Here is a 24,291-nt window from a genome sequence, read left to right as displayed (position 1 = left end):
CAATTGAGTTCTCACAGTATTACTCCTTCATCCTGTTTAAGTCGCTTCCTACTCGGACACTGTCGGCCTGGAAAACGAAGGTGGCTTCGTCGCGTTCGATGTGAGAGAAAGTTGACGAACCAACCACGGGTGCGGGGAAAGCCCAACGCCATCAAAGGGAGGCGAAACGAGGGGCTGGCGATCGCACGTGCGGTCGAGAAGGCGGTCACGCGTGAACTCAACGGAAACGAACGGTCGCTGTCGTTTTGCATCGACTCCACGGCGCTCCGTCGCCGCGATAGTCGGGCGATTTTGACGGGGATGCGTCGACCGTGATCTCGCAATCGTGTTTGCCAGACGCATCGAGACAACCGTCCGCGATGGGTTAAGCGAGAACGATTTGGCAGACGGCATCTAACACGTGGGCGCGACGATGCTCACAATCCGAACAATCGGTCCGTGTCCATCACGGTGTCCTGGGTGGGCAAACGCGACCAGTCGAACTGGTCGATCAGGTCGGCCGCTTTTTGCGGCTCGGCGGTGTCGGTCAACCCGAGCGAATGGGCCGCCCAACCGACGATCGCTTCGGGCGCGACGCCACACTCGCGATAGTGACTCAGCCGCGTGTCGCCGTGACGTTTGGCCAATCGTCGCCCGTCGCTGCCCAAGACCAACGGGACGTGGGCGTAACGCGGCGGCGGATAGCCGAGGTGACGATACAGGTCCAGTTGCCGAAATGTGCTGGCGACCAGGTCGTTGCCGCGGATGACAACGTCGACGCCTTGGACATGGTCGTCGACCACGACGGCAAGCTGGTACGAGACTTGATCGTTTTTGGACGTGATCGGGAAATCGCCGAGTTCCTGGGCCGGATTGCAACGCTGAATCCCCAGCACCGAATCGTCGAATTCTAACGTCTGGTCGCTGACACGAAGTCGCCAACAATGAGGCTGTTGCGGGACGTCGTCGCCGTCGCGATAGCCGGCACAGGTTCCCGGATAGATCGGCCCTTCACCGCGAAATCGACTTTCATGGGGTGCCGAAAGCGCTTCGGCGATGTCTTTGCGTGAACAGACGCAAGGGTATGCCAGATTGTCGCCGCCGTGGGTCAGCGTCGCCAGCGTTTGCTGGTAGAGAGCTTCGTGTTCGGTTTGAAGCGTGGGTTGCCCGTCCCAATCGATGCCCAGCCAACGAAGGTCCTCGACGGCCTGGTCGATCGCCCAAGTCTTGACGCGGGGCGAGTCAAGGTTGTCGATGCGAAACACCAATTCGCCTCCCGCACGACGCGCGGCCCAGTACGCGATCAAGTGCGTTCGCGCGTTGCCCAGATGCTGAGCACCGGTCGGGGAGGGAGCCAGGCGGGTTCGCATCACGTTTGGGCGGCGAGCATGTTGGCCATGCTCTGGCGGGCAATCGTCTCGGCGCCGAGCGAGTAATCAAAGACTTCGACGCTGGTCCAGCCGTCGTAGCCGACTTCTTTGATCGCTTCAAAAACCGGCCGAAAGTCCACGTCACCCATCCCCGGACCGAGCAGATTGGGATCATTGGCGTGAAAGTGCATCATCACGTCGGCGTTGTCACGGATGATCTGCGGAACCGGTGTCGGTTCGTCGCTCATTGCTTTGACGTCCAGGTGCAATCCCACCTGCTCGCTGTCGATTCGATTCATTAAATCGCGTCCGGCCGCGGCGGTGTTGAGGAAGTTACCTTCGCCACGCCCGAGCGGCTCGATCGCGATCCGGACCCCGCATTCTTCCAGGGTCGGCACCGCGCCGCGCAAACACGCCGCCGCCGCTTCCATCGCCTGCTCTTCGGTTTGGCTGGCCGGAAAATTGCGTTGCTGCGGGGAACCCAACACCATCACGTCTCCGCCCAGGTCACGGCACAACCGCGCCAGTTCGCAGAGGTACTCGCTGGTCTTTCGACGCACGTCCTCGTCCAGCGTGGTCAAATGAAAGCCTTCCGTCTTGGCCAACAGCCAATGCAACCCGATGATTTCCAATCCGCCCGCGGAAACGGCGTCGCGATACGCAGCCCGCTGGTCGGCGGTGAAGGACGGTACGTCGTCGGTGATCATGAACGGGGCGACTTCCCAGCCGGTGTAGCCCGCCTCTCGAGCGATCTGAAGTGCTTGATCAAGTGGCATCTCACCGAAGGTCTCGTTACAAATGGCGTACTTCACGGGCTGTGGTTTGGGTTCAAGTTGCGGAGTGTTAAAACGAACCGACAGAATAACAGCCGGGAGATCCGTTCGCACGGGCCCAGCATTTCACATCTCCAAACCCAACCGCCGAGGATTCACGCGCGTGGACTCATCGCGATCGTCGCCGCAACCCGAATGCGAGGCGACACCGCTGCGCTCTTGGTTGTTGCGGATCGCTGCCGCATCGGTGGTTTTAATGCTGGTCGGATTGCTGGCGACCGCATGGATGCTGAATCCCAACTCGTCCGGCTTGGGGACGCATCACCAATTGGGACTCCCGCCGTGCAGCATTCGTGTCCTGTTCGGGATTCGTTGTCCCAGTTGCGGCATGACGACGTCGTGGGCGCACGCGATGAAGGGAAATCTTGTCGCCGCGGCGCGCGCTAACGTGGGCGGATTCCTGTTGGTCCTGTACGCGTTGGGCGGTCTGGCGACGTTGCTGCAGATCGTACGTCGCGGAAAAATGCCGGCCGACCGGACGATTCGACGCTACACGATTGCGCTGATCGCGATCGCGGCGGTGACGCTGGCCGATTGGGGCGTGCGGGTGTTGGGGCAGTAGGTCACGCGGTGCGTGGGGGTTGGCGACGGACCACAACGAGAGGAAACGACGCTTCTCTTCGCGGTGTTGGGTTGAAAATTGGGGACCGTTTCTGCTCCCCGCGTTTCACAAGTGAAACCAGCAAGGCAAGCTGGAAGCTTACCCCACTTTGCAGGCAAGCTGGAAGCTTACCCCACTTTGGCGGTTTTAGTTTTGGTCGTACAGGGGCAGGTGTCGGTAGTAGACTTCCAGGCAGTAGATCGACAAGCACGTCGTGTAGAGTCGGCCGCCGATGCTCCAACGGTCTCCTTGCGGTGCCCAACTGCCGCGCTCGCTGCCGTCTTTGATTTGCAGAGCCGGCAGTTTGACTTTCATTTCATTGTTCCATTCGGTCCACAGCGGGCCGCCGACATGGTGGAATGCCTGGGTCGCGTAGTACCAGTAGTAGACGTTTTGTTGATTGATGTCGAAGGGGGCATCGGTGCGCAACAGCTTGAGGCCTTCTTGAAGGCGGCCATCGTTTCGTTCCCAACCGAGGTATTGGCGACACAACAGACCTTCAGCCGTCATGGTGGGCGTGGCGTCCGAGCGACCGGGTTGGTAGGCGTAGCCGGCCCCGTAGTAAACGCTCGCCGAATCGAGGTACTTGTCGATCAGTTTCATCTTCTCCGGATCGACTTCCAGCCCGGCGCCGAGCGCACTTTGCAGCGCCATCACGTACCAACCGGTGACCGAGGTGTCGCCGGGTTCGTTCGGCCGATACCTCCATCCGCCGTCAGACGCCTGGGCTTTGAGTGCGTAATCGACGGCGCGTTGGGCGTAGGCACGCAACCAGGAATCTTTGGTCATCCCGTACAGTTCGCACAGCGCGATCGTCGCTTGGGCTTGGGCGTATGTGCGCTCGTTGCCGCGGGCCGAGGCGGCCATGAACCCGCCGCGATCCTGTTGTGACACCAGGTATTTCAACCCCTTGTCGACTTCGTCACGATACATGCCTTCCAGGTGGGTGTTGCCGTCTCCGGCAAACGCGATCAGCGCCATCGCGGTCGCGGCGGTCCGGTTTTCCGAAACGGCACCGTTGCTGTAGGGCTGCACCATGCTCCAGTAACCGCTGCGATGTTGTTGTCGTTTCAGCCAGGCGAGCCCGAGTTTGACGGCGTTGACGGTGTCATCGGTCGCGCCGTACATCGCCATCAACGCTTTTCGCATCGCCCCGGTCCGACCGCTGAACATCGGTTTGGAAATCTCGATCGGCGCCGCGCCCAGCAGCACCGGCTGGATCGCTTCCATTTCCGCCGGTTCGACGGTTTCAAAAATTTCCGGAATCTCCGTTTCCAATAGCGTGTCGTCCAATGCGTCTTGAGGCGCTTCGATCAGGTCATCGGTTTGCGGTGAGGAAAGGTCCAGTTCCAACGCGTCCTCGATCGGCTCGTTGCTGATCCCGAAATCGAGCACCAAATTGGTGAAACCGTTGCCGGTCGGAGAAGTGATCAGGGCCAGAATCAGCAGCACGATCAAATGGATCACCAGGCTGAGCAGCCAGGAGGGGGCCGACCGGGTGACGACGTCCGCGGGGGCGGGGGCGTCTGGGTCCGCCGCGGCAACCGCGGCGTCTGATTCGGCGTTCTCGGTCTCCGCAGTCGTGACTTCGGGCAAACTTCCGCGCCAGCGGGTCACGGCGGACCCGATCCCGGTTCGCGGCTGGGACACTTCGGTGATCGGACGCGTCGGGGGCAGGGTGGCGCGGGGCGGGGGGGGCGGAGGGATCGAGGGAACGTCTCGGGCCGGCGTGACGTTGCCGTTTTGGGTCGGGGCGTTGTGATCGGGTGGAGCGTCGACGGGTTCGGCCCCCAGCGTTTCTTCGTCCGAATCGATCACGTCAGCCGGCTGCGGCGGGCCATGTTGCGGCGGTCCGGGCAGCGGCATTTCGTCCCCGTCTGCAGCGGCCCAGGGGCTGCGCTCACGCGGGGTTCCGCGGGACGGTGGAGGTGGCGGGACCGGCGGGACAGAGGGCATATCGATCGATCGCGGTGTGCGGGCAGACGAGGAGTCACTCGTGAAAAGACTCTGCGACACAGCATTCGACTCGAAAGGTAGAAGAGAAAGAGTTCCGCGGCTCCCGGTGCTTCTACTCAGTATATCGCATTTGTCCAGAGCAGACAAAAAATCCGCTCGCCAAATCCACTCGTCTTTGGGAAGTGGGAGAGGCTTTCAGTCTGGTGGCGTCCATTGGGACCAGCCCGGAAGTCTCTCCCACTTGATTCCCAATCAAGACGAGACGCGAAAAACGGGGTGAGCCACCTCAACTGAGGGGCTCACCCCGCCTGGCTTGTCGCGTGCAGTTTTGAGCGGCTAGGCTGTCCGCCGAGTTTTGAGACTCGGCGAGACCGCCCGGCCTTTTCAATTAGCAGCCGCAGGAAGGAGCGGCTTCGCAACCACAAGTCGGCTCAGCGTCGCATCCGCAGCTGGGAGCGACGTCGCAGCCGCTGTCACAGCAGCCTTTGCGTCCGCCGAACAGCTTCTTCAGCAATCCGCCACGAGCCTTGCTGCATCCGCAAGCCGGCTCGCAGCATCCGCAAGCGTCAGCGGCACCACAGCAGACCGGGGCCGGGCAGCAAACCGTCACGGGGACTTGCTTGCAGACCGTACGCGGAACGCACTTGGTGACCGTGTAAGGCTCGCAGACCTGACGGCACTTCTTGACCTTGCAGATCTTCGTGTAGCACTCGGTGCGGCACTTGTTGACGCAGATCGTCTTGGTGCGGCACTCGGGAACCATCTTGCAAACTTTGTATTCGCAAGTCTTGGTACGGCACTCGGGAACCATCTTGCAAGTGGTGTACTTGCAGACCTTCGTACGAGGCTCGCAGACGTAGCTGCAAACGGTGTAGTTGCAGGTCTTCGTGCGGCACTCGGGAACCATCTTGCACGTGGTGTACTTGCAAACCTTGCTGCGTTGCTCGCAGACGTAGCTGCAAACTTTGTACTCGCAAGTCTTCGTGCGGCACTCGGGAACCATCTTGCAAACCGTGTAGTTGCAAGTCTTGGTGCGGCACTCGGGAACCATCTTGCAGACGGTGTAGGTGCAAGTCTTGGTCTTGCACTCAGGAACGCGTCGGCAAACGGTGTAAGGGATCTCACGCGTGCGGCACTCTTTGACGTACCGCGTGCAGCAGATTTCCTTTTCCTCGCAGGTCGGAACCCAGACTTTCTTGCAGATCGTCTTGGGGCAACCTTGGACGCATTCGACGCGGCACTTGCCGGGGCAGTACACGCAACGGCAGGTCGCCGGGTCGTAGGTCCACGTGCCCGGTTCACGAACCGTGCGTCGCATCATCGGACCAGGAACGGTTTCCGTTTGCGTTTCCCAATGTCCACCTTTGACCGTGATGGTCTTGGTGTACTGTTCGGGAACCATGACGGTGTAGTTCTCGGTGCGAACCTTGTCTTCACGCACGGTGTTGTAAACCGTGTAGTTGATCGTACGAGTCTTGGTCTCGTGAACGGGAACCATCACCGTGTAGTTGATGGTTTTCGTGCGAGTTTCGTACACCGGCTTGTTGACGGTGTAGTTGATCGTACGCGTCTTGGTTTCCCACACGGGCTTTTTGACCGTGTAGTTGATCACCTTTTCGTGCGTCTCGTACACCGGCTTCATCACCGTGTAGTTGATCGTACGCGTCTTGGTCTCGTACACGGGCTTTTTGACCGTGTAGTTGATGACCTTTTCGTGAGTCTCGTAAACCGGTTTGTTGACGGTGTAGTTGATCGTACGAGTTTTGGTTTCGTACGTCGGCACCATCACGGTGTACTGGACTTCACGCTGTTCCGTGTAAGGAACGACACGAGTCGCTTGGACTTCTTTGTCTTCGTAATACGTTTCGTTCCGCGTACGATAGCGAGTCTCTTGGACTTGCTCGTACACGGTCTCGGTCACGTTACGCATGACGGTGTAGCTTCCATCGGCGTTAGCCGATGCAGCTCCGTCAGCGACGGGTGACGCGCCATCAACGACGGTGCCGTCGCTGACCACTGACTCTCCGCAATTACTACAGCCTTGATAGCTGATCGCACCACAATAAGCGGCGCGTGCGGATTGAGCCCCCGAGACGATCGCAATGATCGCCAAGGCGGGCAATAACCACAGCCTTTTCATCTCTTCTTTCTCCAGAAAACACTTTTGGGTTGCAAAGGGACGCACTGGATGATGCGAGACCCATTGCTCACACCTTCCTGCACTTTTTGCGTGCACGTGCACTGCGACGAAAGACCCCCCGTTCAAGATGAATCCGACTCCGGTCACTGCACCCGAAAGTGCCGATCGTGGCCCGAATTAACCTCTTTCCCATCTACCCGCACTTCACGGTGGGAGGAAGATGGTGCGGACACACAAACTCTGCGTGCCAACGAATTGGGTCCTTATGCTGTCAATTCATCGTCTGCGTAAAGTGATCCGACCAAGTAAACAGCACGATCAGGGCAAAATAAGACGCCTAGGCTGTCCAGGAGTGCCGTCATTGCAATCCGTAACAGATGTAGCGATCGGGACGGCGGGGGGAACGGGCTTAGTTTCGAGTTTCAGGTTTCACACTGGAGACTCTCCCCCCCGGTGATCCATGTTTCTGCCCGCTCCCGCGGCCCCTCTCCCGTCCGCTCGGTCGTTACAATCCTGCCATGCCCTCAGAACCGGACCCCAAGACGACTTCGGACCCCAACAGCGGCGTCAACAAACTGCCGCGGCCGGCCGTCGGGCGGCTGAGTCTGTACTTTCGCGAATTGCATCGCTTGGCCGATCAGGGCGAAACCCATCTCAACAGCAAACAGCTCGGTGCACTCGTCGATGTGTCTCCCGCCGTCGTCCGCCGCGACCTGAGCAGTTTGGGAACGATCGGCCGCCGCGGCGTGGGCTATCCGATCGACAAACTGACCGAACAGATCGGCGCGGTGCTCGGAAGTGGGCTGCAGTGGCAGGTCATCTTGGTCGGCGTCGGATCGCTCGGCGATGCCTTGCTCCGCTACCGAGGGTTCGAGCGTTTAGGGTTTCGACTGGTCGCCGCGTTCGATCTCGACCCGGCAAAGATTGGAAAACAGATCGGCGGGGTTTCGATTTGGAATGCCGCCACGATGACCGGCAAGCTGGCCGAACTCTCGCCGGACCTGGCCATCCTGGCCGTCCCGGTCGACCAAGCGGCATTCGTCGCCGCCGATTTGGTGGCCGCCGGCGTCAGCGGCATCCTGAATTTCGCGCCCACCACGTTGCGGTTGCCGGGATCCACGGCCGTCGTGAACGTCGACTTGGCCAGCGAATTGCAACGGCTCGCCTTCAGCGTCCAGAACCGCTGACGGTTGGATCGATTTTCTCGCGCCAAAACGCTAACTCGACATTGAGGGGTGCCCGGACGCTGGCGCGAACCGGCTGATGTCAATTGATGATCAGCCGTTTGGCGCGAGCCTACGGGCCCTGCTCGCTGGTCAATACCTTGTCGATTTAGCGGTATTGCGTTTGCGCCGAACGGCTCATTCTCTAACGCGGCCTACTAGAGCGTTTCACGCGCCTGTTGGACGGTGGCGACGGCCGCGGCGGCGGAATCCGCCGTGGCGGTCAGGTGCCCCATCTTGCGTCCGACTTTGGCGTCGGATTTTCCATACAGGTGCAGCGAAACCGATGGCACGGCCACCGCCCGATCCCAGCATGGCGGCTGTCCTTGGCTGCCCCACAGATCACCCAGCAAGTTGGCCATCGCTGCGCCGCCGACACGCAGTTCGGTCGATCCGAGTGGCAGTCCACAGACCGCTCGGACGTGTTGTTCGAACTGGCTGGTGTGACACGCTTCGATCGTCAAGTGGCCACTGTTGTGCGGCCGCGGCGCGACTTCGTTGATCAAGATCGTTTCCGCGTCGACGACAAAAAATTCCACACACAGGACGCCGACCAACTGCAACACGTCTGCAGCCCGGGTGGCGATCGTCGTGGCCAATTGTTGTTGTGCCGGCGACAACGTCGACGGGCAGAACGAGACGTCGAGGATGTGATTGCGGTGATCATTTTCAAACGGTGGGAAACAGCGGACTTCGCCCCGGGTCGAACGCGCCACCACGACGGACGCTTCGCGCTCGAACGGGATCCATTTCTCCGCGATCCAAGAATCCGCCGACTCCCACGGCACCGCCTCCGCGTCGGAGGGGCCATCCAAGCGATGCTGTCCCTTGCCGTCGTATCCGCTCCGCGCCGTTTTCACGATCACCGGCCAGCCATGCTGCTCGGCAAACTCGCCGACGCCGGCGGCCGAATCCACCGCGGCATAGGGTGTCACCGCCAACCCGGCATCGCGGAACGTTGTTTTTTCGACCAGTCGATCCTGTGCGGTGGCGAGCACATGGTGCGAGGGATACGTCGGCGCGAACTCGCTGCACCAGCGAATCGTTTCGGCCGGAATGTTTTCGAATTCCAGCGTGATCACCTGGCACTGCTTGGCAAACTTTGACACGACCGCGTGATCGAGCAGATCGCCGACGACGGTTCGCGTGGCGACTTGTCCGGCCGGTTCGTCGGCCGAGCCGCAAAAGATCACGACGTCGTAACCCATCTGCATCGCCGCGATCGCAAACATTCGTCCCAGTTGTCCGCCGCCGACCATGCCGATGGTCGCCCCCGGCATCACCATCGAGTCGTTCGATTTCAGTGCTGACACGTCGAGATCACTCCAGTTCGGTGGCGGCGAGGACTTGCTGAGTCTGCTGTTGGATGAACGTTTCCAACGCCGCACGGACGGCCTCGTCACTGATCGCCAGCATGCGAGCGGCCATCAAGCCAGCGTTCTTGGCCCCGCTGGACCCGATCGACATGGTGGCGACGGGAATCCCGCCGGGCATTTGCACGATCGACAACAGCGAATCGAGCCCCTGCAGCGCCCGGCTCTGCACCGGAACACCGATCACCGGCAACGAAGTCTCCGATGCCACCATCCCCGGCAGATGGGCGGCGCCGCCGGCCCCCGCGATGATCACTTTCAGTCCCCGCTGACGCGCCGATTGGGCATAGGCGAACATCCGTGCCGGGGTGCGGTGGGCGCTGACGACGGTCCGTTCATGCTTGATCCCCAAGGCGTCCAGGATCTCGCACGCCGGACGCATCGTTTCCCAGTCGTTCTTGCTGCCCATGATCACGCCGACCACAGCATCGGTGGCGGGGAATTGCGTTCCGTCGGTTTCGGGTGTCGTCATGCTCGCTGGTGGCGCTGGCGGAGGAGGGAAAACCGGTTCAACAAGAGTTTTAAAGCGAAACTCGCCAAACCGGAAGTAGCGAGAGTGGGAAAGAACAGTCGGCTCAGGTGGCTGCGGTTGGGGAGTCTGGCAGAAAAAGGGGGGGCAGAAAGTTGGGACGTTGCAGAGGAGACGGAGACAAGAAAATGGATGACAGGAAAATATTGAAGAAAACTGAAAACTGAAACCTGAAACCTGAAACCTGAAACCTGAAACCTGAAACCTGAAACCTGAAACCTGAAACCTGAAACCTGAAACCTGAAACCTGAAACCTGAAACCTGAAACTCACCCCCCCCTACCGAACCAAGTACTCCAGCGCGTCCCGATCGGTCAGATCATCGACGATGCGGTCGGCGCCGGCGTGTTCCAGTTCTTCGCGGCTGGCCGTCCCGGTACAGACCGCCAAACACTTGGCGCCGATCGTGTGGGCACAGCGGACATCATTGGGGGTGTCGCCGATGACGATCATGTCGTCACGGGCCGCCTCGCCTCGACGCCGGGCCAATTGGTCGGCCGCGCGGCGGGCCATGTCGCAGCGAACCGCGTCCAGATCGCCGCCGACGACCCAGGGAAAGAAATCGATCAGACGGAATGTCTCCAGTTTCATCCGCGCCGTTTCCGGAAAATTTCCCGTCATCACAGCCAGCGAAACGTGGGGCGTCGCTGACAACGCCGGCAGCAATTCCGTGACCCCCGGCAACACTTCGCCACGCACCGTCGGCAGCGTTTCGCGTAGCGTCACGGCGTAACGCCGCCGCAATCGGCCTTGGTTCTCGGGCGTCGGGTCAATTTTACCGGCCACCAGAAACTCACAAACCAAATCGCGATCGGTGCGTCCGCCGAAGGAAATGTGTTCGATGGCCAGGTCGGCGACCCCAAATTCACTCACCATCGCACGCACCAACGCACCGCTGCCGGCTCTTTGGGTGATGAGCAAGGTCCCATCGATATCAAAAAAAAGTGTCCGCATGGCGAAAAAGTTAGCAGATCTCGGGCCCCGCAGCAGCACCTTGGCACCGAAACTGGCGCGACGCACTGTGGCCTAGATTGGGGCCTTTTTTTGGGGCGTGTTTTGCGCCCGCCCGTTTTGCGGTTGCTTGTCGTGTCCTTCCCAAATCGGGACCGTCATGCCAGAACCTAAGGACGGTTTCCGCGTCCGGCTGACATGATCGCGTTGAATTGGGAGAATCACCAAACCGTTGACGCTCGCTCGCTACCCCGAAAGTCAAGCCGCGGCCACACCCCCAGCCTATCCATCGAACCCGTTCCATGACCGCCAACGTGACCGAACCAGCGCCTCCCACCGTCGACACGCCCCCCACCGAACCGGCCGGGGAATTGGACAAGAGCAATGCTCGGGTGCGCGAGATGTTTCGCCAGATCGCGCCCCGTTACGATCTGATGAACCATCTGCTGTCGCTGAACATCGACAAATACTGGCGGAGCCAGGCGGTCAAGCGATTGAGTCTGATTCCCGGCGTGCCGGCATTGGATGTGTGCACCGGGACGGGCGATCTGGCGATCGCGATCGCCGACGCGGCGCCGGACGGCGTCGAGGTCGTGGGCAGCGATTTTTGTTTCGCGATGCTGGAAATCGCCCGGCGAAAACGCGTCGTCGGTGCGCGATCGGAATCGATCGATTTTCTCGAAGCCGATTCCCAACAATTGCCCTTCGCGTCCAACCGATTCCAATGCGTCACCGTGGCCTTCGGGTTGCGGAACGTCGCCGATACCGATCGAGGGCTGCGCGAGATGACGCGGGTGTGTCGTCCAGGCGGCCAGGTGATGGTGTTGGAATTCTCCAAGCCGACTCTGCCGGGGCTGCGACAGACCTACAACTTTTATTTCAAGCACATTCTGCCCCGGGTCGGACAATGGTTCGCCCGCAACAACAAGTCGGCGTATTCGTATCTGCCTGATTCGGTTAGCCGCTTTCCCGACGGGCAAGCATTGGCCGATCGGATGCAGGCTGCCGGATTGACGGATGTCAAATTCACCCCGCTGACGTTTGGGGTTTGCACCATCTACGAGGGCACCAAACCCGAGTCGAATTCCAACCCCGATGGGGAGCCCCAATGAGTGCCGCGGGAACTCTGGCCGCGCAAAGGGAGCCACTGAGGGATCCGCTGGTGATCGGGATCACCGGTGCCAGTGGGGCGATGTATGCGATCCGTTTGCTGCAATCGCTGGCCCATTGCGAGATCGACGTGCATTTGACGATCAGTCCCAGCGGCGCGGCGGTGATCAAACAAGAAACGGGCTTGGCGATCAATCTGCGCGGTTTGGATTTGATCCAGCTGGTTTCCTACATCCCGGCGTGGTCGACCGATCGTCATCGCGACGTGGTGCAGCAAACCGATTGGGAAAGCGTGTTGGCCCAGCGGTTTCACTATCACCAATACGATGACTACATGACCCCGATCGCCAGCGGATCGTTTCGCACCAGCGCGATGGTCGTTTGTCCGTGCAGCGGCAGCACGCTCAGCGGTATCGCACGGGCGGCGGCGAGTAATTTGATTCAGCGGGCGGCCGAAGTCCACTTGAAAGAGCATCGTAAACTGGTCGTCGTGCCTCGGGAAACGCCGGTCAGCGCGCTGCAATTGGAAAACATGCACCGGATCGCGTTGGCCGGAGGCGTGATCTTGCCGGCGATGCCGGGGTGGTATCACGACGTCGACTCGCTCGATTCGTTGGTCGATTTTGTCGTCAGTCGGATCTTGGATCAACTGACGTTGGACAACCGATTGATCCAAAGATGGAAGGACGGATCATGACATCAGGCGGTGTACATTCCGGCGATCAGGGGCCGACAGGCGGCGGTGCAGGCAGCGCCTCAGGCAGCGGCAGATTGGCCGATTGGCTAGGGCTGATTCGATTCAGTCACACCTTGTTCGCGTTGCCCTTTGCGGCCTTGGCGACCGTGATGGCGATCGCGACGCCGTTGCCCGATGGAGATGCCGTGACCGTGCGTTTCCGCGATCTGCTGGGGATCTTGCTGTGCATGGTCGCCGCCCGCAGCGCGGCGATGGCGTTCAATCGATTGGTCGATCACAAGATCGATGCGGAAAACCCTCGCACCCAAGGGCGTCACCTTCCCGCCGGCGTGCTGTCGCGGAAGTCGGTCTTGTCGTTCACGGTCGGATGTGGGGCATTGTTTGTCGCATCGACCGCCCTGTTCCTGCCCAACTGGATCCCGCTAGCCGCTTCGGTCCCGGTGCTGTTGTTCTTGCTGGGGTATTCGCTGGCCAAACGATTCACCAGTGCGGCGCATTTGTGGCTGGGCGTGGCGCTCAGTCTTTCGCCGATCTGCGCCTGGGTTGCGATTCGCGGGCCGGCGGTGTTCGCCTGGCCGAGCGATCTGGTGGCGCCGTTGCTGCTTGCCGCCGCCGTGGCCGCGTGGGTGACGGGATTCGACATCATTTACGCGTGCCAGGATCAAGCGTTTGATGCCGCCGCGGGGCTGCACAGCGTGCCGAGTCGATTCGGGGTGGCTGGTGCCTTTCGAATCGCGGCCGGATCACACGTGGTGATGCTGGTGCTTTTGGCGCTGTTGCCCGGGTTGGCCCCGAATGTGGGATTCGGCTGGCTGTACTGGATCACGCTGGTCTGCATCACCGCGTTGGTCGTGCGACAGCACACGCTGGTGCGGCCGAACGATCTGAATCGCGTCAACGAAGCGTTCTTCCACGCCAACGTCGCGATCAGCATGTTGTTGTTGGTCGCCGGATCGATCGATTGTTTGTGGTTGTAGCGAATCGACGGTCGATCAGCGCCAGTCGCACGGCAGCTCGATTTCGCCCCGTTCCCAGGCGGTCAGAAACGGCGGCAGACTCGGCAGCACGTCGGCGGCGTACCGGACTTCATCGCGACTCATCCAAAACACGTCGGCCACTTCGTCCGGGTTGGCGATCGGATGGTGGCCCTCGTCCAAATTGGCGTGCCACCAGGCCAGATTGGTGCCCCACGACGTCACGCTGCGGTAACATAGTCCGGCCGGAGTGACGTCGATGGCGAGTTCTTCCTGCATTTCGCGAACCAGGGCCTCGGCTTCTGTCTCTCCTGGTTCAATCCCTCCGCCGGGCAAACAAAGCTTGCCGGGTGCCGTCACGGTCAGGGCGCGACGGATGATCAGCAGTTTGGCGTCGCGAAAGACGACGGCGACGACGCCTCGCTTGCGGCGCGTTCTCGGCTTGATCGGGGGAGAGTTCATAGCCCAGCTTGTAACCGAACACGGAGAAATCGACAATCGTGATCCGGTCGATTGCCCGAAACATCCTCCTTCCACGGCAAACCATTGACGAAAATTGGTCCCCTGTTTGATTCCAGCAGCGATCACTCACTAGAGACGCGCGCATCGTTTGCCGAGGCGACTCGGATTTGTGCGCGGCTCCATGAGCGGGGACACGTCGCGTATTTTGCCGGCGGATGCGTCCGCGACGCGCTGCTCGGTCGCGAACCCAAGGACTTCGACGTCGCCACCGACGCGACCCCCGACCGTGTCCGCGAAATCTTCGGAAAACGTAAGACGCTCGCCTTCGGCGCGTCGTTCGGTGTGATCGGGGTGTTGCCCGAAAAACGAGCCGACGACTCGTGGGCCAAGCTCGATCACGTCCATCCCACCGAAGTCGCGACGTTTCGCAGCGACGGCGAGTACAGCGACGGTCGACGCCCCGACAAGGTCCATTACGGTGACGCCAAACACGACGCTCTGCGCCGCGATTTTACGATCAACGGCCTGTTCTTCGATCCCGCCGAAGAAAAAGTGATCGACTATGTCGGCGGCCAAGTCGATCTGGCGGCGCGGCGATTGCGGACGATCGGCGCCGCCGACGAACGCTTCGAAGAAGACAAATTGAGAATGTTGCGAGCGGTTCGATTCGCGACCACGCTCGGTTTCGAACTCGATGCGGCGACCAAAGCGGAGATCGTTCACCGCGCCGATGAGATCGCGGTCGTCAGCGCCGAACGGATCGGCGCGGAGATGCGACGCATTGTGGTTTCGATCCATGCCCCGCGCGGCTTGGAGCTGTTGATCGAGTGCGGGCTGGACCGGTTGATCCTGCCCGAATTGCGCTTCGCTGAACCGTCCTCCTTGGTCAATTATCTGGGACATCGCCAGTCGTTGGATTTCGAGTCTTCGATGGCGTTGATCTTGTACGTGATCGCAGAAAACCCGGCAGCCTCGCCGATCGGAACACTCGTCAAACGGATTTCGCATCAGTGGCGACTTTCCAGCGAAGAAACGCGTCGAATCACCGCGGCGGCGAAACGCTGGTCGGTCATCGCTGATGCGCATCGGCAGCAGTGGTCGGCCGTGCAACCGACGCTGGTTGATCGTGACGCCGATTGCGTGTTTCACGTCGCCGCGGCGATCACCTGTGCCAAGGAGCTGCCGCAAGCCGGAGTGGACTTGTGTCGCAAGGCACTGGCGTGGCCTGAGGAGCGTTTGAACCCTCGGCCGCTGCTGACCGGCGACATGCTCCGCGCCGCCGGCCACCAGCCCGGTCCCCAATTTCGAACCTGGTTGCAAGCCGCCCGCGACGCCCAACTCGATGGCCAGATCACGACCGGTGAAGAAGCATTGGCGATGATCACCAAGCGTTAGCGAAACGCGTCGGACACGATTGGCACGGGCATGCGTGTTGGTGTGCAGGCTTCAGCCGCTCGTCTTGCTGCTTCGCAGCGCGTGGGGATGCGCCTGAAGGCTGGACACCAACGGGTGCTGGTGTGCAGGCTTTAGCCGTTCTGTTTCGCTGCTCCGCAGCGACCGGGAATCGCCTAAAGGCTAGACACCAACGTGCGCTGGTGTGCAGGCTTCAGCCGCCCGTCTTGCTGCTTCGCAGCGCGTGGGGATGCGCCTAAAGGCTGGACACCAACGGGTGCTGGTGTGCAGGCTTCAGCCGCTCGTCTTGCTGCTTCGCAGCGCGGGGGGATGCGCCTAAAGAGACCGTCCAGCTTAGGTGGCGGGCTTTGGCCCGCGTTTTTCGAGGTTGTACAGGGTCAGGGTGTTCTGCGCAACCGCGAGGAGTCCCACCTCGGGGCGCACTCGGTGCAGGCCACGTCCGTTTTGGGGCTCCTGATTGCGATGTAATTTTCCATCAGCGAACCGCCGTTCGATTACTTGGCCACGTAGTCGACCGCTCCGTTTGCCTTGCTCGCTCTCCATTTTCGTTTTTTGGGCATCAAGAACTCCTTGCTGACTTTGGCGAGCAACTGTACGCCGCTTTGACTTGCCGCCGATGCACCGAAAAGCAAGCGGGCAAGCCGAGCAGACCGAAGCAGATTGCTCAAAACGCAATTCACCAACGGTGCGACCACATGCACGCGGAACTTGGACCTCTTTGACGAATCTCATCTCATTTCCATTGGGACAAGTCATCGTGCGTGTGGATTCGTCGAAGCAAAAGTCTTTCGATGGAATCTGGATCTCACCGTTAGGAAGCTTGCGGGATGCTGCCGTGTTGTTCGGAACCGGAGCGAACAGATCGATGTTCTCGTTGGTGCAGTCTTGAAGATCGAGTATTGAACAGTATCCCGAGTCAGCATGGACCTTACGAAGTCGCCCAGCGGTCATTGCTTTTGTCTTCTGAATCATCGGAACTAACGTTCCATTGTCGTTGTTCTGCGCCCAAACCCCATAAGCGACAATCACGTCACTGGCACAGTCCGTCATGTACTGAACATTGTAAAGTGGACGAACCACCTTTTTTTTGTCTTTGCCAATCACGGCGTCGATATCAGCGGGGCTGATGACCATTCGCGACTCATCTTTCCGGTAGCGACTGGGTTTGAGTCGATTTTCCCCAATATTTTCGAGCATTCGACGTTTCGCATCGGCAAGCCGACGGCGCTGGTCTTGGCGACCAACGGGCGTTTTGCCTACCCAATTCGGAATGGCTTTGACGCGTTTCGAAGAAGCTGTTTGATCGGGATCGTCGAGCTCTCGGATGATGCGTTTGAGCTTCGCCAGGCGACGATTGATTTGTTTGAGATTGAAGATTTTGTGACGCGAAGCGGCGGCGGCTGTAAAGGTACCGTCGATCGAACATTCGTGTGGATCGATCAGTTCCTTGTTGATCGCGTCGGTGACAAGAGATTGATGAACGTCATCAATAAACTTCCCGCATCGATCTCGGAAATCGTACCAGGCGGTACGTGAAGGACAGACGCCGTTGCCAACGAACTTACACTGATCGCGAGTGCTGGCATCCGAGTGCCATGCCGCCGGTGAAGTGACGCCTTTAAGAGTCTCGACCAAGGCAATGGCAAGCAAACATTCAGGGCGAAATGGCTTCGATCCAGTGCCGCGATACGCCGCGTGAAGCGAGTCAATATCGACTACGGCGATGGTTCTTAAAACCGCTTGGACATGGTTATCGTCAGCGAATCTCTCTCGGAGTTTTTCCCATTTCGGGTCTCCCGGACCGAGCGGATTCTCGCGGAATGCTATTTTTTTGAACGCGAATCATGGCTATCCTTGCCAATGGCCTGTCGTTTGGAGAAGAAAGCACTCGCACATTTAGTGCGAATCTCCTATAGCGGCGAGGCCATTTTTTTTGCCAGCAAATATCGCTCGTAAGCTGGACGGTCTCTAAAGGCTGGACACCGACGTGCGCTGGTGTGCAGGCTTCAGCCGCCCGTCTTGCTGCTTCGCAGCGACCGGGAATCGCCTGAAGGCTAGACACCAACGTGCGCCCGAATCATTCGGGAAAATTCATCGCGGTAGGTTTGTTCGTTTTTGGGGAACAATCGCTCGAACGTTTTCGGGTCGGCGGCGCCGTGTTGGAAGCGGCGTTTTTGATACACCGGCATCTCGACTCCGGTCACTTGCCGAATGCCCGCGGCGACGATGTCGCCCTTGAGCGCGTAGAGTTTCTGATGGTCCCAGTTGGTCAACGCGACGAACGGGACCGCTTCGGCGATTTCGATCACATCGGGAACGGCGTAGGGGCTGAACCCTTTGAAACCGAATTCGGCGGCCGGCGCACTGGTGCGACTGTGTCCCCGGCTTTGCCCGCCACTGTAGACGAGGGAATGTTTGACGGCGTCGACACCCCAGCCCTCCTGGTACAGCATCCGGTTGCCCAGCACGCTGCGGACCGTCAGCTCCGGGTTGTCTTCGATCGGATAGTCCTTCAAGTTTTCATCGCCGCCGTCCCCATCGATCAAGTAGTTCCAATCCGGATAGCGCCTGCGAATCTCACGGAGCAGTGCGTAGCCCATCGTCGCCGACTGCACGTCCAACGGCTTGTAGTCTTCGATCGATGCGACGGCGTCCTGCCAACGGACGTCCGACAGAGCGACCTCGATCGGCTCGAGCAACATTTCCAAATCGATCGCCTTGAGGAACTCACGTGCCTGATCGACGTCTTGCGAGCGGCCTTCCAACGACAACGCGAACGCTTTGAGTCGTGACGAGGAATGTCCGCGTCGGCGGAGCAGGTAATCGACGAGCACGAGGATCGAACCGCTGTCGATTCCGCCGCTGAACATCACGCCGATCGGTTCTTGGTCGGGGATCGTGATCAAATACTGATCGATCACTTCGGCCAGCCGCTGGATGTAGGCGGCGCCGATGGCATCGATGTCGGCGGGCAAGCGGTTGCGTTCGGGGGCGAAGTAACGCGTCAATTGTGGGTTCGGATCGGGACAGCCGACCAGCTGAAGTTCGAGCAGATAATGGGCCGGCACCATCCGGGTGTAGGAGGGATGGAATTGATCGGCGAGCCCTTCGACCTTGAGTTGCTCGAGAATCTGACTCATCCGCTCGGCGATCACCAATGCCGGCCCTTCGGCGCGTTTGGCCAAAAAGTATCGCATCGGTCGACCGATCGACCGCGCCATGCGGATCGTTTTTCCTTCCTGTTGGCAGATCGCGAACTGACCGCGGATGCGACGGACCGCTTCGGCATCGCCGCTGGCCACGGCCGCGCACGCTTGCTCGTGCGACATGTTCAAAATCACGTCCCCGTCGGGATCCATCAGGTTGACCACCCGGTCGATAAGTGCCGGGGCTTGTCCATCAAATGCGGCGCGTGACATCGGGTCGGTTGGCTGAGACATCGCGGTTACGGGATCAAACGTGAAGGAGGGGAGGGATTCGCTACTGCATAGCTTAATGGTCCCGGGGGGAAGCGTCAGCTAGTGGCGGATCAGCCGTTTGCGGTGAGTCCGCGGGCCTCGGTGGGCGACGTCGTCCTCCGCCGATTTGCCGACTACAGAGGACTCGTCGCCTCGTCCACGACCCGATAACAGAGGACTCGTCGCCTCGTCCACTACCCGGCCTATCGGATCAATTGTGAATGCGAAACGGAGGGTGAGTCGCTGGCCGTAAGGCCTCGGGCATTGCGTTGGGCCCGGCCGCTGACGCGTCGCGGCTCACTCATCCAACCGGCCCCGGCGCGTTCTGCAGGGGAGCGAGGGGATCGGCGTAAATCACTTCGGGCAGCGTTTCGGGGCGATTCAGGATTTCGGCTTCGAGGATGCGGTCTGGCGGCATCACCACGGCGCCTTTCTTCTTTTCTTTGTGCGGGTCCACTCTCCGCAAGGCTCCCAAGACGTCCAGCCCCTTGGTGATTCTGCCGAACACGGTTTGCTGCTCGCTGACCGAGGGCAACGGCATGAACAGCATGGCGAATTGGGTGCCCGCCGTGTTGGGGATGAAATCGTTGTTGGGGCCGGGCAGTTTCGCCATCACCAGTGAGCCGGCCAGGGGCATGCGAACGACGTCGCGGCCATGTTCATCGGCCAGAAAGCGATCCGGTCGGGAGCTGCCGTCGCCGAGCGGGTCACCGGTCAACGCCAGCAGCCCTTCGACGACTTGAAAGAAATCCAATCCGTCGTAGAACCCCGATTCGACCAATTCGATGAAGTGGGCGACGGTGGACGGAGCTTCGTGGATGTACAGGTCGGCGATGATCTCGCCACGCGTCGTCTTGAAGCGGACTTGGGGCAGCTCTTCGGGATCGTTGCGCAACAGTTCTTGCTCGGTTTCGAACTGCTTTTTGATGGCATCAAACTGCACCATCATCGCCTTGTCCTTGTCTTCGATTTCATCCTCCTGAAGATTCTTGTAGAGACTTTCGGCCAGCGGGAAATCGCCGGCGCACATCGCGGCACGCGCGGCTGCCAGGGCGACGTAGCGGAGCCGGATTCCGTAATCGAGCATTTTCGCCGCACCTTCGAGCGTTTCGGCGTTGTACACGTCGTGTTTGAATCGCTGTTCCAGAACCGTCACCACGTATCGCATGGCCACCGGGTCCGGATAGAAGTCGATCAGATCGAGTGCTTTTCGATAGGCCTGGTTCATCAGCTCGCGACTTTCGTTTCGCAGCGTCAGGTAGGTTTGGCGATCGTCGCTGAATTCGTTGACGAACAGGATGTAGTGGCGCCGCATCTGCAACACCTTGTCCTTGAACTGCTGCGAAGCGTCTTCAAAGGCGTCACGGGCCGCCATCCCTTCTTCGTACAACTCAGGCGAAGCCATCTCCTTGAATTCCTTGAGGATCGCTTCGGTCTCCTTCGCTGTGTCAGGGGGGGCCGTCGCCGAATCGGCGGCATGGTCGTGCCCGCTGTGGTCTACCGTCGCAGACCCTGCCGCCGAATCAGCCGCCGATGCAGCGGTTGGAGCCGGCTGCGAGGGTTCGGCATCCGGTTGTTGGCCGCGTGAATCCTGGACCGGACCGAGCGACAGCGCCGCGATGAGGCAGACGGGGACAAGGGTTTGGAGTGGGCTGCGGACGATCATGGAGTTCTGGAAACCTGCGGTGGGAACGAAGGAGCTCAGCAGCACTACGCATCGAGCTGCGTTTCGGTTTTGGGCGTTCGCTGACGGGGCCGGTTGGGGCGGGCGGCGGGCCGTTTGACTCCAGCGGGGATCGCGAAAAAACGCTGCCCGCGTATACTTCCCCAGATGAACCGCTCCCGCAAGCCGCGTCGACCGCGAACCGGATCTCTCGAATCGAAAGATCCACCCCCAACCCCGAAGAAACCGCAAAAACGGCGTCCGCAAAAGCTGCGGATCATCGGCGGCTCGATGCGCGGCCGGACGGTGGTTTACCACGGTGCGGAATTCACCCGGCCGATGAAGGACAGCGTGCGAGAAAGTTTGTTCAACATCATCGGCCCCCGCATCAAGGGTTCGAAATCGTACGATCTGTTTGCCGGCACCGGAGCGGTCGCCTTTGAATCGCTCAGCCGGGGCGCGTCGTCGGCCATTGCGATCGAAAAGAACCGGCGAGCCCACGCGTTCTTGGAATCGACCGCCGAAACGTTGGGTGTGGCGTCCAAGATCAAGATCCTTTACGGCGACGCGTTTCGTTTGGGCAGCAGTCTTCTGGGGCCGGCCGATCCAGACGCCCCATTGGACGATACCCCGCGAATTGTTTACCTGTGCCCACCCTACGCGATGTGGGAAACCGCCGCGGAGTCGCTGCAGGGGCTGATCCGTCTGGCCATGAATCACTCCCCGCCGGGCAGTCTGATCGTCGCCGAAACGGATAAACACTACGACGAATCCCAATTGCCGCCGGGGCAGTGGGACCACCGGTTGTACGGCGGAACACGTCTGTCGTTCATCGAGCCGCCGATGATTTGCGGCATGCGGATGTGAATCAAACCGCAGGTCTGTCGGCCACGCGGCAACGAAGCTACAGCGGTTTGACGCGCAGATTGCGGAAATAGCAAACGCTTTTGGGGTCGTGGGCTTGCAGCGCGATCGTGCCTTCACCCAAACGCCGCTCAAAGTTCTTGTCGAACGCTTCTTTGTTTTCCGGCTCGGTGTAGTCGACCAGGGTTTTCCCGTTGACGATCAATTGGATCCGACGGCCGGTCACGATGATTTCTTGAGTGTACCATTGGTTGTCTTTGATCCCGTTGGCAGCGAGATCTTCGGCCGAAACGTTTTCCACCGCGTACAAGCTGCTGGTCTTCTTGGGGTCTTTGTGCGACACGTTGACCTGGCATTCATAACCATATTTCGGCCAGCCGGTCGGTTGGTACTTGGTGTGGAAATAGATCCCGGCGTTGCTGCCCGGCGTCGTCATGACTTCGGCCTTGAAATGAAAGTCCTTCATCGGAGCCAGCGGACCGACGTAGAACGCGTGGCAGCGTTCGCCACGACAAACCAGCTTTCCATCTTCGACCTGCCAGGCATCGGTGTTTTCTTCTGCCAGTTTCCAGCCCTCCATCGACTCGCCATCAAAAATCTTGACGAAACCGTCTTCAGTGGAGGGTGTTTCGGCGGGGGCGGTGCGGGTGCCGGCGATGCAGGCAACGGCTACGGCAAGAGAACAGACGAACGAACGCATTTGCAACTACTCGTGTGTGGGGAGGGACGTGGGGGAGGGGACAGTCTGGCTAGGCTCGAAAAAAAACGCCTGCGGCACCGGGGTGCTGCAAGCGTTTGGGGTGGCCGTGTCGGCAGTCGGATCGACGACTATTCTTTGCCAGAATCAGTCGCGGGGACTTCGCCGTTCTTGATCTTTTCGGCGAAGGTCTTGCCGTCTTTGCTCTTCTTCTCACCGGCTTTTTCAAATCCGGCGTAGATCTTCTTTTGAGCTTCTTCGGGGTTTTCTTTGACCCAGTCCTTGGGGAAGTCTTCGGCCTTCAAGAACTCGTGGATGGCCTTGCCGTACTCGTTGCGGACCTTTTTCTTGTCTTCTTTGTCGACGTGACAGATGTAGCAGCCGTGTTTGCGTGCTTTTTTAACGAATGCCTCGTCGACGTCATCGCCGCTCAAGTATTTGTTTTTCCATTGTTTGCTGAATTCGCTCGTCGCCAACGCGGGGCTGGCCAGAAGAGCGAGACAACCAAATAGAATTGCGAACCGTTTCATGCATTGTCTCCGAGGAATAATCGATGCCTCGCACGCGGAGGCATGCCCAAGATAGGGGGCTTAGGTGGGTGGGGGATCGGTTTTGATCAACCGATTGACCTAATTAACGCTCAAATCGACCGAAAAGTCAAATCGGGCACGGCGTTTTTAGAGGGTTTTCGAGCGGAATTGCCGTTTACAGCTGGCTCGACAGCGGGTTCAGCGCATGCGAGACGACCCGGGCTTTCTGCCCCAAGGCACCAGCCACTCGGGCCGGCACTTCGAGAAAACCCAGGTCGCTCGACTTGCTGCTGGCAGTGTTTTGACCCGGCCTGCCCCACGCACTCCGAGTCAGTTGCTGCTGCACATACATGGATCGACTGTTCAGGGTGCTAGAATTGATAACAGCCGAGCGATTGAGGGGCAACGGACCCGCGAACGGTAGGTAAAACTTCCGCTGCCCTCCTGGGTAACGCTGTGGAGCATTTATTCCCTGCGTTTTACGAGGTGATAGCGGCAGGGCGCGAGCCCTCCGGTCCCTCATCGTTCCCGAAACACCGGAGGGCTCGCGCCCGACCGCTAAAAAACGCTTCACAGCGTTGCCCCGTGGGGGCCACCGTCTACTTCCGCACCAGTTCGCGGAAAGCTTTGTTCAGCTGCTGCGTGATCGGGCCGACTTTGCCATCGCCGATCTTGCGTCCGTCGAGTGTCACGGCGGGGATCACTTCGGCCGCGCTGCCGGTCAGAAAACACTCGTCGGCGACGTAGATATCGTGTCGTGTCATCGGCAACTCGGTGGTTTCGATGCCCGCTTCACGCGCCAATTCCAACACGGCGTTGCGGGTGACGCCTTCCAGAATGCCGGCTTCGATCGGCGGCGTGTTCAGTCGACCATTTTTGATCACGAACAAATTATCGCCGGTGCACTCGGCCACTTCGCCTTTGTGATTGAGCATCAACGCTTCGATGCAACCGGCTTTGAGACCCTCCATCTTGGCCAGAATATTGTTCAGGTAGTTGAGCGACTTGATCCGTGGGCTGAGCGCCGCCGGATGGTTTCGAATCGTCGACGCGGTGACCAGCTCCAAACCATTTTCGTAATACGACTCGGGGTACAACGTGATGGAGTCGGCGATGATGATGACTTGTGGATCGGAACATTTGAAGGGATCGAGCCCCAGCGGACCGGCGCCGCGCGTGACGATCAAGCGGATGTAGCCGTCGACAATCTCGTTCTTGGCAACCGTTTCGTTGGTGTCGGCGGCGAGCTGTTCCAAGGAAATGGGAAGTTGCAGATTGATCGCACAGGCCGATTCGTCGAGCCGTTTCAGGTGCTCGGTCAAGCGAAACACCTTCTTGCCGTAGATCCGCATGCCTTCAAAGACGCCGTCGCCGTAGAGCAGCCCGTGATCGTAGACGCTGATTTTCGCGTCTTCCGGGGCATGGAATTGGCCGTTGATATAGATCTGTCGGGACATGACGATTGAAAA

The 24,291-nt window shown here is 59.8% G+C and carries 23 protein-coding genes; 9 read left to right on the top strand and 14 right to left on the bottom strand.

The features are described 5' to 3' along the window. Window positions 1-111: 111 nt before the first annotated feature. Window positions 112-315 (top strand): hypothetical protein, encoded by a 204-nt coding sequence (locus TBK1r_RS07270; protein ID WP_145208526.1) that lies wholly within the window; start codon window positions 112-114, stop codon window positions 313-315. 101 nt (window positions 316-416) lie between these two features. On the opposite strand, the gene gluQRS is transcribed toward TBK1r_RS07270, so the two are convergent. After that, entirely contained in the window at window positions 417-1,349 is a 933-nt protein-coding gene (gluQRS, locus tag TBK1r_RS07265) for a tRNA glutamyl-Q(34) synthetase GluQRS (protein ID WP_145222214.1), read from the bottom strand. Beyond that, a complete protein-coding gene (locus TBK1r_RS07260) occupies window positions 1,349-2,161 on the bottom strand; it encodes a sugar phosphate isomerase/epimerase family protein (protein ID WP_419581079.1) in 813 nt (270 codons plus the stop codon). The genes gluQRS and TBK1r_RS07260 overlap by 1 nt, the downstream gene beginning before the upstream one ends. A gap of 124 nt (window positions 2,162-2,285) precedes the next feature. On the opposite strand from TBK1r_RS07260, the gene TBK1r_RS07255 reads away from it, so the two are divergent. After that, window positions 2,286-2,744, top strand: coding sequence for a DUF2752 domain-containing protein (locus TBK1r_RS07255; protein WP_419581078.1), 459 nt, complete (start codon window positions 2,286-2,288; stop codon window positions 2,742-2,744). 186 nt (window positions 2,745-2,930) lie between these two features. On the opposite strand, the gene TBK1r_RS07250 is transcribed toward TBK1r_RS07255, so the two are convergent. Together TBK1r_RS07250 and TBK1r_RS07245 are read right to left on the bottom strand one after the other, a co-directional pair. Continuing rightward, the gene (locus TBK1r_RS07250) at window positions 2,931-4,739 is read right to left on the bottom strand and encodes a prenyltransferase/squalene oxidase repeat-containing protein (RefSeq protein WP_419581077.1); all 1,809 of its coding nucleotides are present in this window, start codon (window positions 4,737-4,739) and stop codon (window positions 2,931-2,933) included. Between the two features lie 388 nt (window positions 4,740-5,127). Further along, window positions 5,128-6,879 carry a hypothetical protein gene (locus tag TBK1r_RS07245; RefSeq protein WP_145208522.1) on the bottom strand — a complete coding sequence of 584 codons (1,752 nt, stop codon included), beginning with the start codon at window positions 6,877-6,879 and terminating at the stop codon, window positions 5,128-5,130. 518 nt (window positions 6,880-7,397) lie between these two features. On the opposite strand from TBK1r_RS07245, the gene TBK1r_RS07240 reads away from it, so the two are divergent. Then, window positions 7,398-8,066, top strand: a complete 669-nt coding sequence (locus tag TBK1r_RS07240; protein ID WP_145208521.1) for a redox-sensing transcriptional repressor Rex — start codon at window positions 7,398-7,400, stop codon at window positions 8,064-8,066. Window positions 8,067-8,260: 194 nt separating this feature from the next. On the opposite strand, the gene TBK1r_RS07235 is transcribed toward TBK1r_RS07240, so the two are convergent. From TBK1r_RS07235 to TBK1r_RS07225, 3 genes are all read right to left on the bottom strand, one after another. Then, complete coding sequence (locus tag TBK1r_RS07235; RefSeq protein ID WP_473772494.1) at window positions 8,261-9,415, bottom strand: 5-(carboxyamino)imidazole ribonucleotide synthase; 1,155 nt, start codon at window positions 9,413-9,415, stop codon at window positions 8,261-8,263. 7 nt (window positions 9,416-9,422) lie between these two features. After that, window positions 9,423-9,947, bottom strand: a complete 525-nt coding sequence (gene purE, locus TBK1r_RS07230; RefSeq protein WP_419581076.1) for a 5-(carboxyamino)imidazole ribonucleotide mutase — start codon at window positions 9,945-9,947, stop codon at window positions 9,423-9,425. Window positions 9,948-10,282: 335 nt separating this feature from the next. Continuing rightward, window positions 10,283-10,957, bottom strand: a complete 675-nt coding sequence (locus TBK1r_RS07225) for an HAD family hydrolase (RefSeq protein ID WP_145208519.1) — start codon at window positions 10,955-10,957, stop codon at window positions 10,283-10,285. Window positions 10,958-11,256: 299 nt separating this feature from the next. On the opposite strand from TBK1r_RS07225, the gene ubiE reads away from it, so the two are divergent. From ubiE to TBK1r_RS07210, 3 genes are read left to right on the top strand one after another with little or no spacing between them, the layout of a single operon-like run. Then, the gene (ubiE, locus tag TBK1r_RS07220) at window positions 11,257-12,066 is read left to right on the top strand and encodes a bifunctional demethylmenaquinone methyltransferase/2-methoxy-6-polyprenyl-1,4-benzoquinol methylase UbiE (protein ID WP_145208517.1); all 810 of its coding nucleotides are present in this window, start codon (window positions 11,257-11,259) and stop codon (window positions 12,064-12,066) included. Continuing rightward, on the top strand, window positions 12,063-12,761 hold the full coding sequence (locus TBK1r_RS07215) for a UbiX family flavin prenyltransferase (RefSeq protein WP_145208514.1): 699 nt from the start codon (window positions 12,063-12,065) through the stop codon (window positions 12,759-12,761). Before ubiE ends, TBK1r_RS07215 begins: the two co-directional genes overlap by 4 nt. Then, entirely contained in the window at window positions 12,758-13,738 is a 981-nt protein-coding gene (locus TBK1r_RS07210) for a 4-hydroxybenzoate octaprenyltransferase (protein ID WP_419581075.1), read from the top strand. The genes TBK1r_RS07215 and TBK1r_RS07210 overlap by 4 nt, the downstream gene beginning before the upstream one ends. Before the next feature lie 15 nt (window positions 13,739-13,753). Here TBK1r_RS07210 and TBK1r_RS07205 read toward each other — a convergent pair whose 3' ends face one another. Further along, window positions 13,754-14,197, bottom strand: coding sequence for an NUDIX hydrolase (locus TBK1r_RS07205; protein ID WP_145208510.1), 444 nt, complete (start codon window positions 14,195-14,197; stop codon window positions 13,754-13,756). 84 nt (window positions 14,198-14,281) lie between these two features. Here TBK1r_RS07205 and TBK1r_RS07200 point away from each other — a divergent pair, with 84 nt between their 5' ends. Then, entirely contained in the window at window positions 14,282-15,592 is a 1,311-nt protein-coding gene (locus TBK1r_RS07200; protein ID WP_419581074.1) for a CCA tRNA nucleotidyltransferase, read from the top strand. Between the two features lie 351 nt (window positions 15,593-15,943). On the opposite strand, the gene TBK1r_RS38405 is transcribed toward TBK1r_RS07200, so the two are convergent. Next, complete coding sequence (locus TBK1r_RS38405; protein WP_419581073.1) at window positions 15,944-16,744, bottom strand: transposase; 801 nt, start codon at window positions 16,742-16,744, stop codon at window positions 15,944-15,946. A 165-nt stretch (window positions 16,745-16,909) separates the two neighbouring features. Here TBK1r_RS38405 and TBK1r_RS38400 point away from each other — a divergent pair, with 165 nt between their 5' ends. Beyond that, window positions 16,910-17,146 (top strand): hypothetical protein, encoded by a 237-nt coding sequence (locus TBK1r_RS38400; RefSeq protein WP_419581072.1) that lies wholly within the window; start codon window positions 16,910-16,912, stop codon window positions 17,144-17,146. A gap of 518 nt (window positions 17,147-17,664) precedes the next feature. Here TBK1r_RS38400 and TBK1r_RS07190 read toward each other — a convergent pair. Together TBK1r_RS07190 and TBK1r_RS07185 are read right to left on the bottom strand one after the other, a co-directional pair. Further along, complete coding sequence (locus tag TBK1r_RS07190) at window positions 17,665-19,050, bottom strand: asparagine synthase-related protein (RefSeq protein WP_419581071.1); 1,386 nt, start codon at window positions 19,048-19,050, stop codon at window positions 17,665-17,667. A 319-nt stretch (window positions 19,051-19,369) separates the two neighbouring features. Next, window positions 19,370-20,734: a peptidylprolyl isomerase gene (locus TBK1r_RS07185; RefSeq protein ID WP_145208506.1), complete on the bottom strand. Its 1,365-nt coding sequence runs from the start codon at window positions 20,732-20,734 to the stop codon at window positions 19,370-19,372. A gap of 165 nt (window positions 20,735-20,899) precedes the next feature. On the opposite strand from TBK1r_RS07185, the gene TBK1r_RS07180 reads away from it, so the two are divergent. Continuing rightward, window positions 20,900-21,598 carry an RsmD family RNA methyltransferase gene (locus TBK1r_RS07180; protein WP_145208505.1) on the top strand — a complete coding sequence of 233 codons (699 nt, stop codon included), beginning with the start codon at window positions 20,900-20,902 and terminating at the stop codon, window positions 21,596-21,598. A 37-nt stretch (window positions 21,599-21,635) separates the two neighbouring features. Here TBK1r_RS07180 and TBK1r_RS07175 read toward each other — a convergent pair whose 3' ends face one another. From TBK1r_RS07175 to ilvE, 3 genes are all read right to left on the bottom strand, one after another. After that, a complete protein-coding gene (locus TBK1r_RS07175; RefSeq protein ID WP_145208503.1) occupies window positions 21,636-22,295 on the bottom strand; it encodes a 3-keto-disaccharide hydrolase in 660 nt (219 codons plus the stop codon). Between the two features lie 128 nt (window positions 22,296-22,423). Next, on the bottom strand, window positions 22,424-22,822 hold the full coding sequence (locus TBK1r_RS07170) for a hypothetical protein (RefSeq protein ID WP_145208501.1): 399 nt from the start codon (window positions 22,820-22,822) through the stop codon (window positions 22,424-22,426). A 599-nt stretch (window positions 22,823-23,421) separates the two neighbouring features. Next, window positions 23,422-24,279 carry a branched-chain-amino-acid transaminase gene (gene ilvE, locus TBK1r_RS07165; RefSeq protein WP_145208499.1) on the bottom strand — a complete coding sequence of 286 codons (858 nt, stop codon included), beginning with the start codon at window positions 24,277-24,279 and terminating at the stop codon, window positions 23,422-23,424. Between the last annotated feature and the right edge of the window lie 12 nt (window positions 24,280-24,291).

It is taken from the genome of Stieleria magnilauensis (assembly GCA_007753675.1).
GTDB classification, from domain to species: Bacteria; Planctomycetota; Planctomycetia; order Pirellulales; family Pirellulaceae; genus Stieleria; species Stieleria magnilauensis.
Note: the sequence above shows the minus strand (reverse complement) of the source record. Positions and strands in the feature narration are given on the sequence as shown.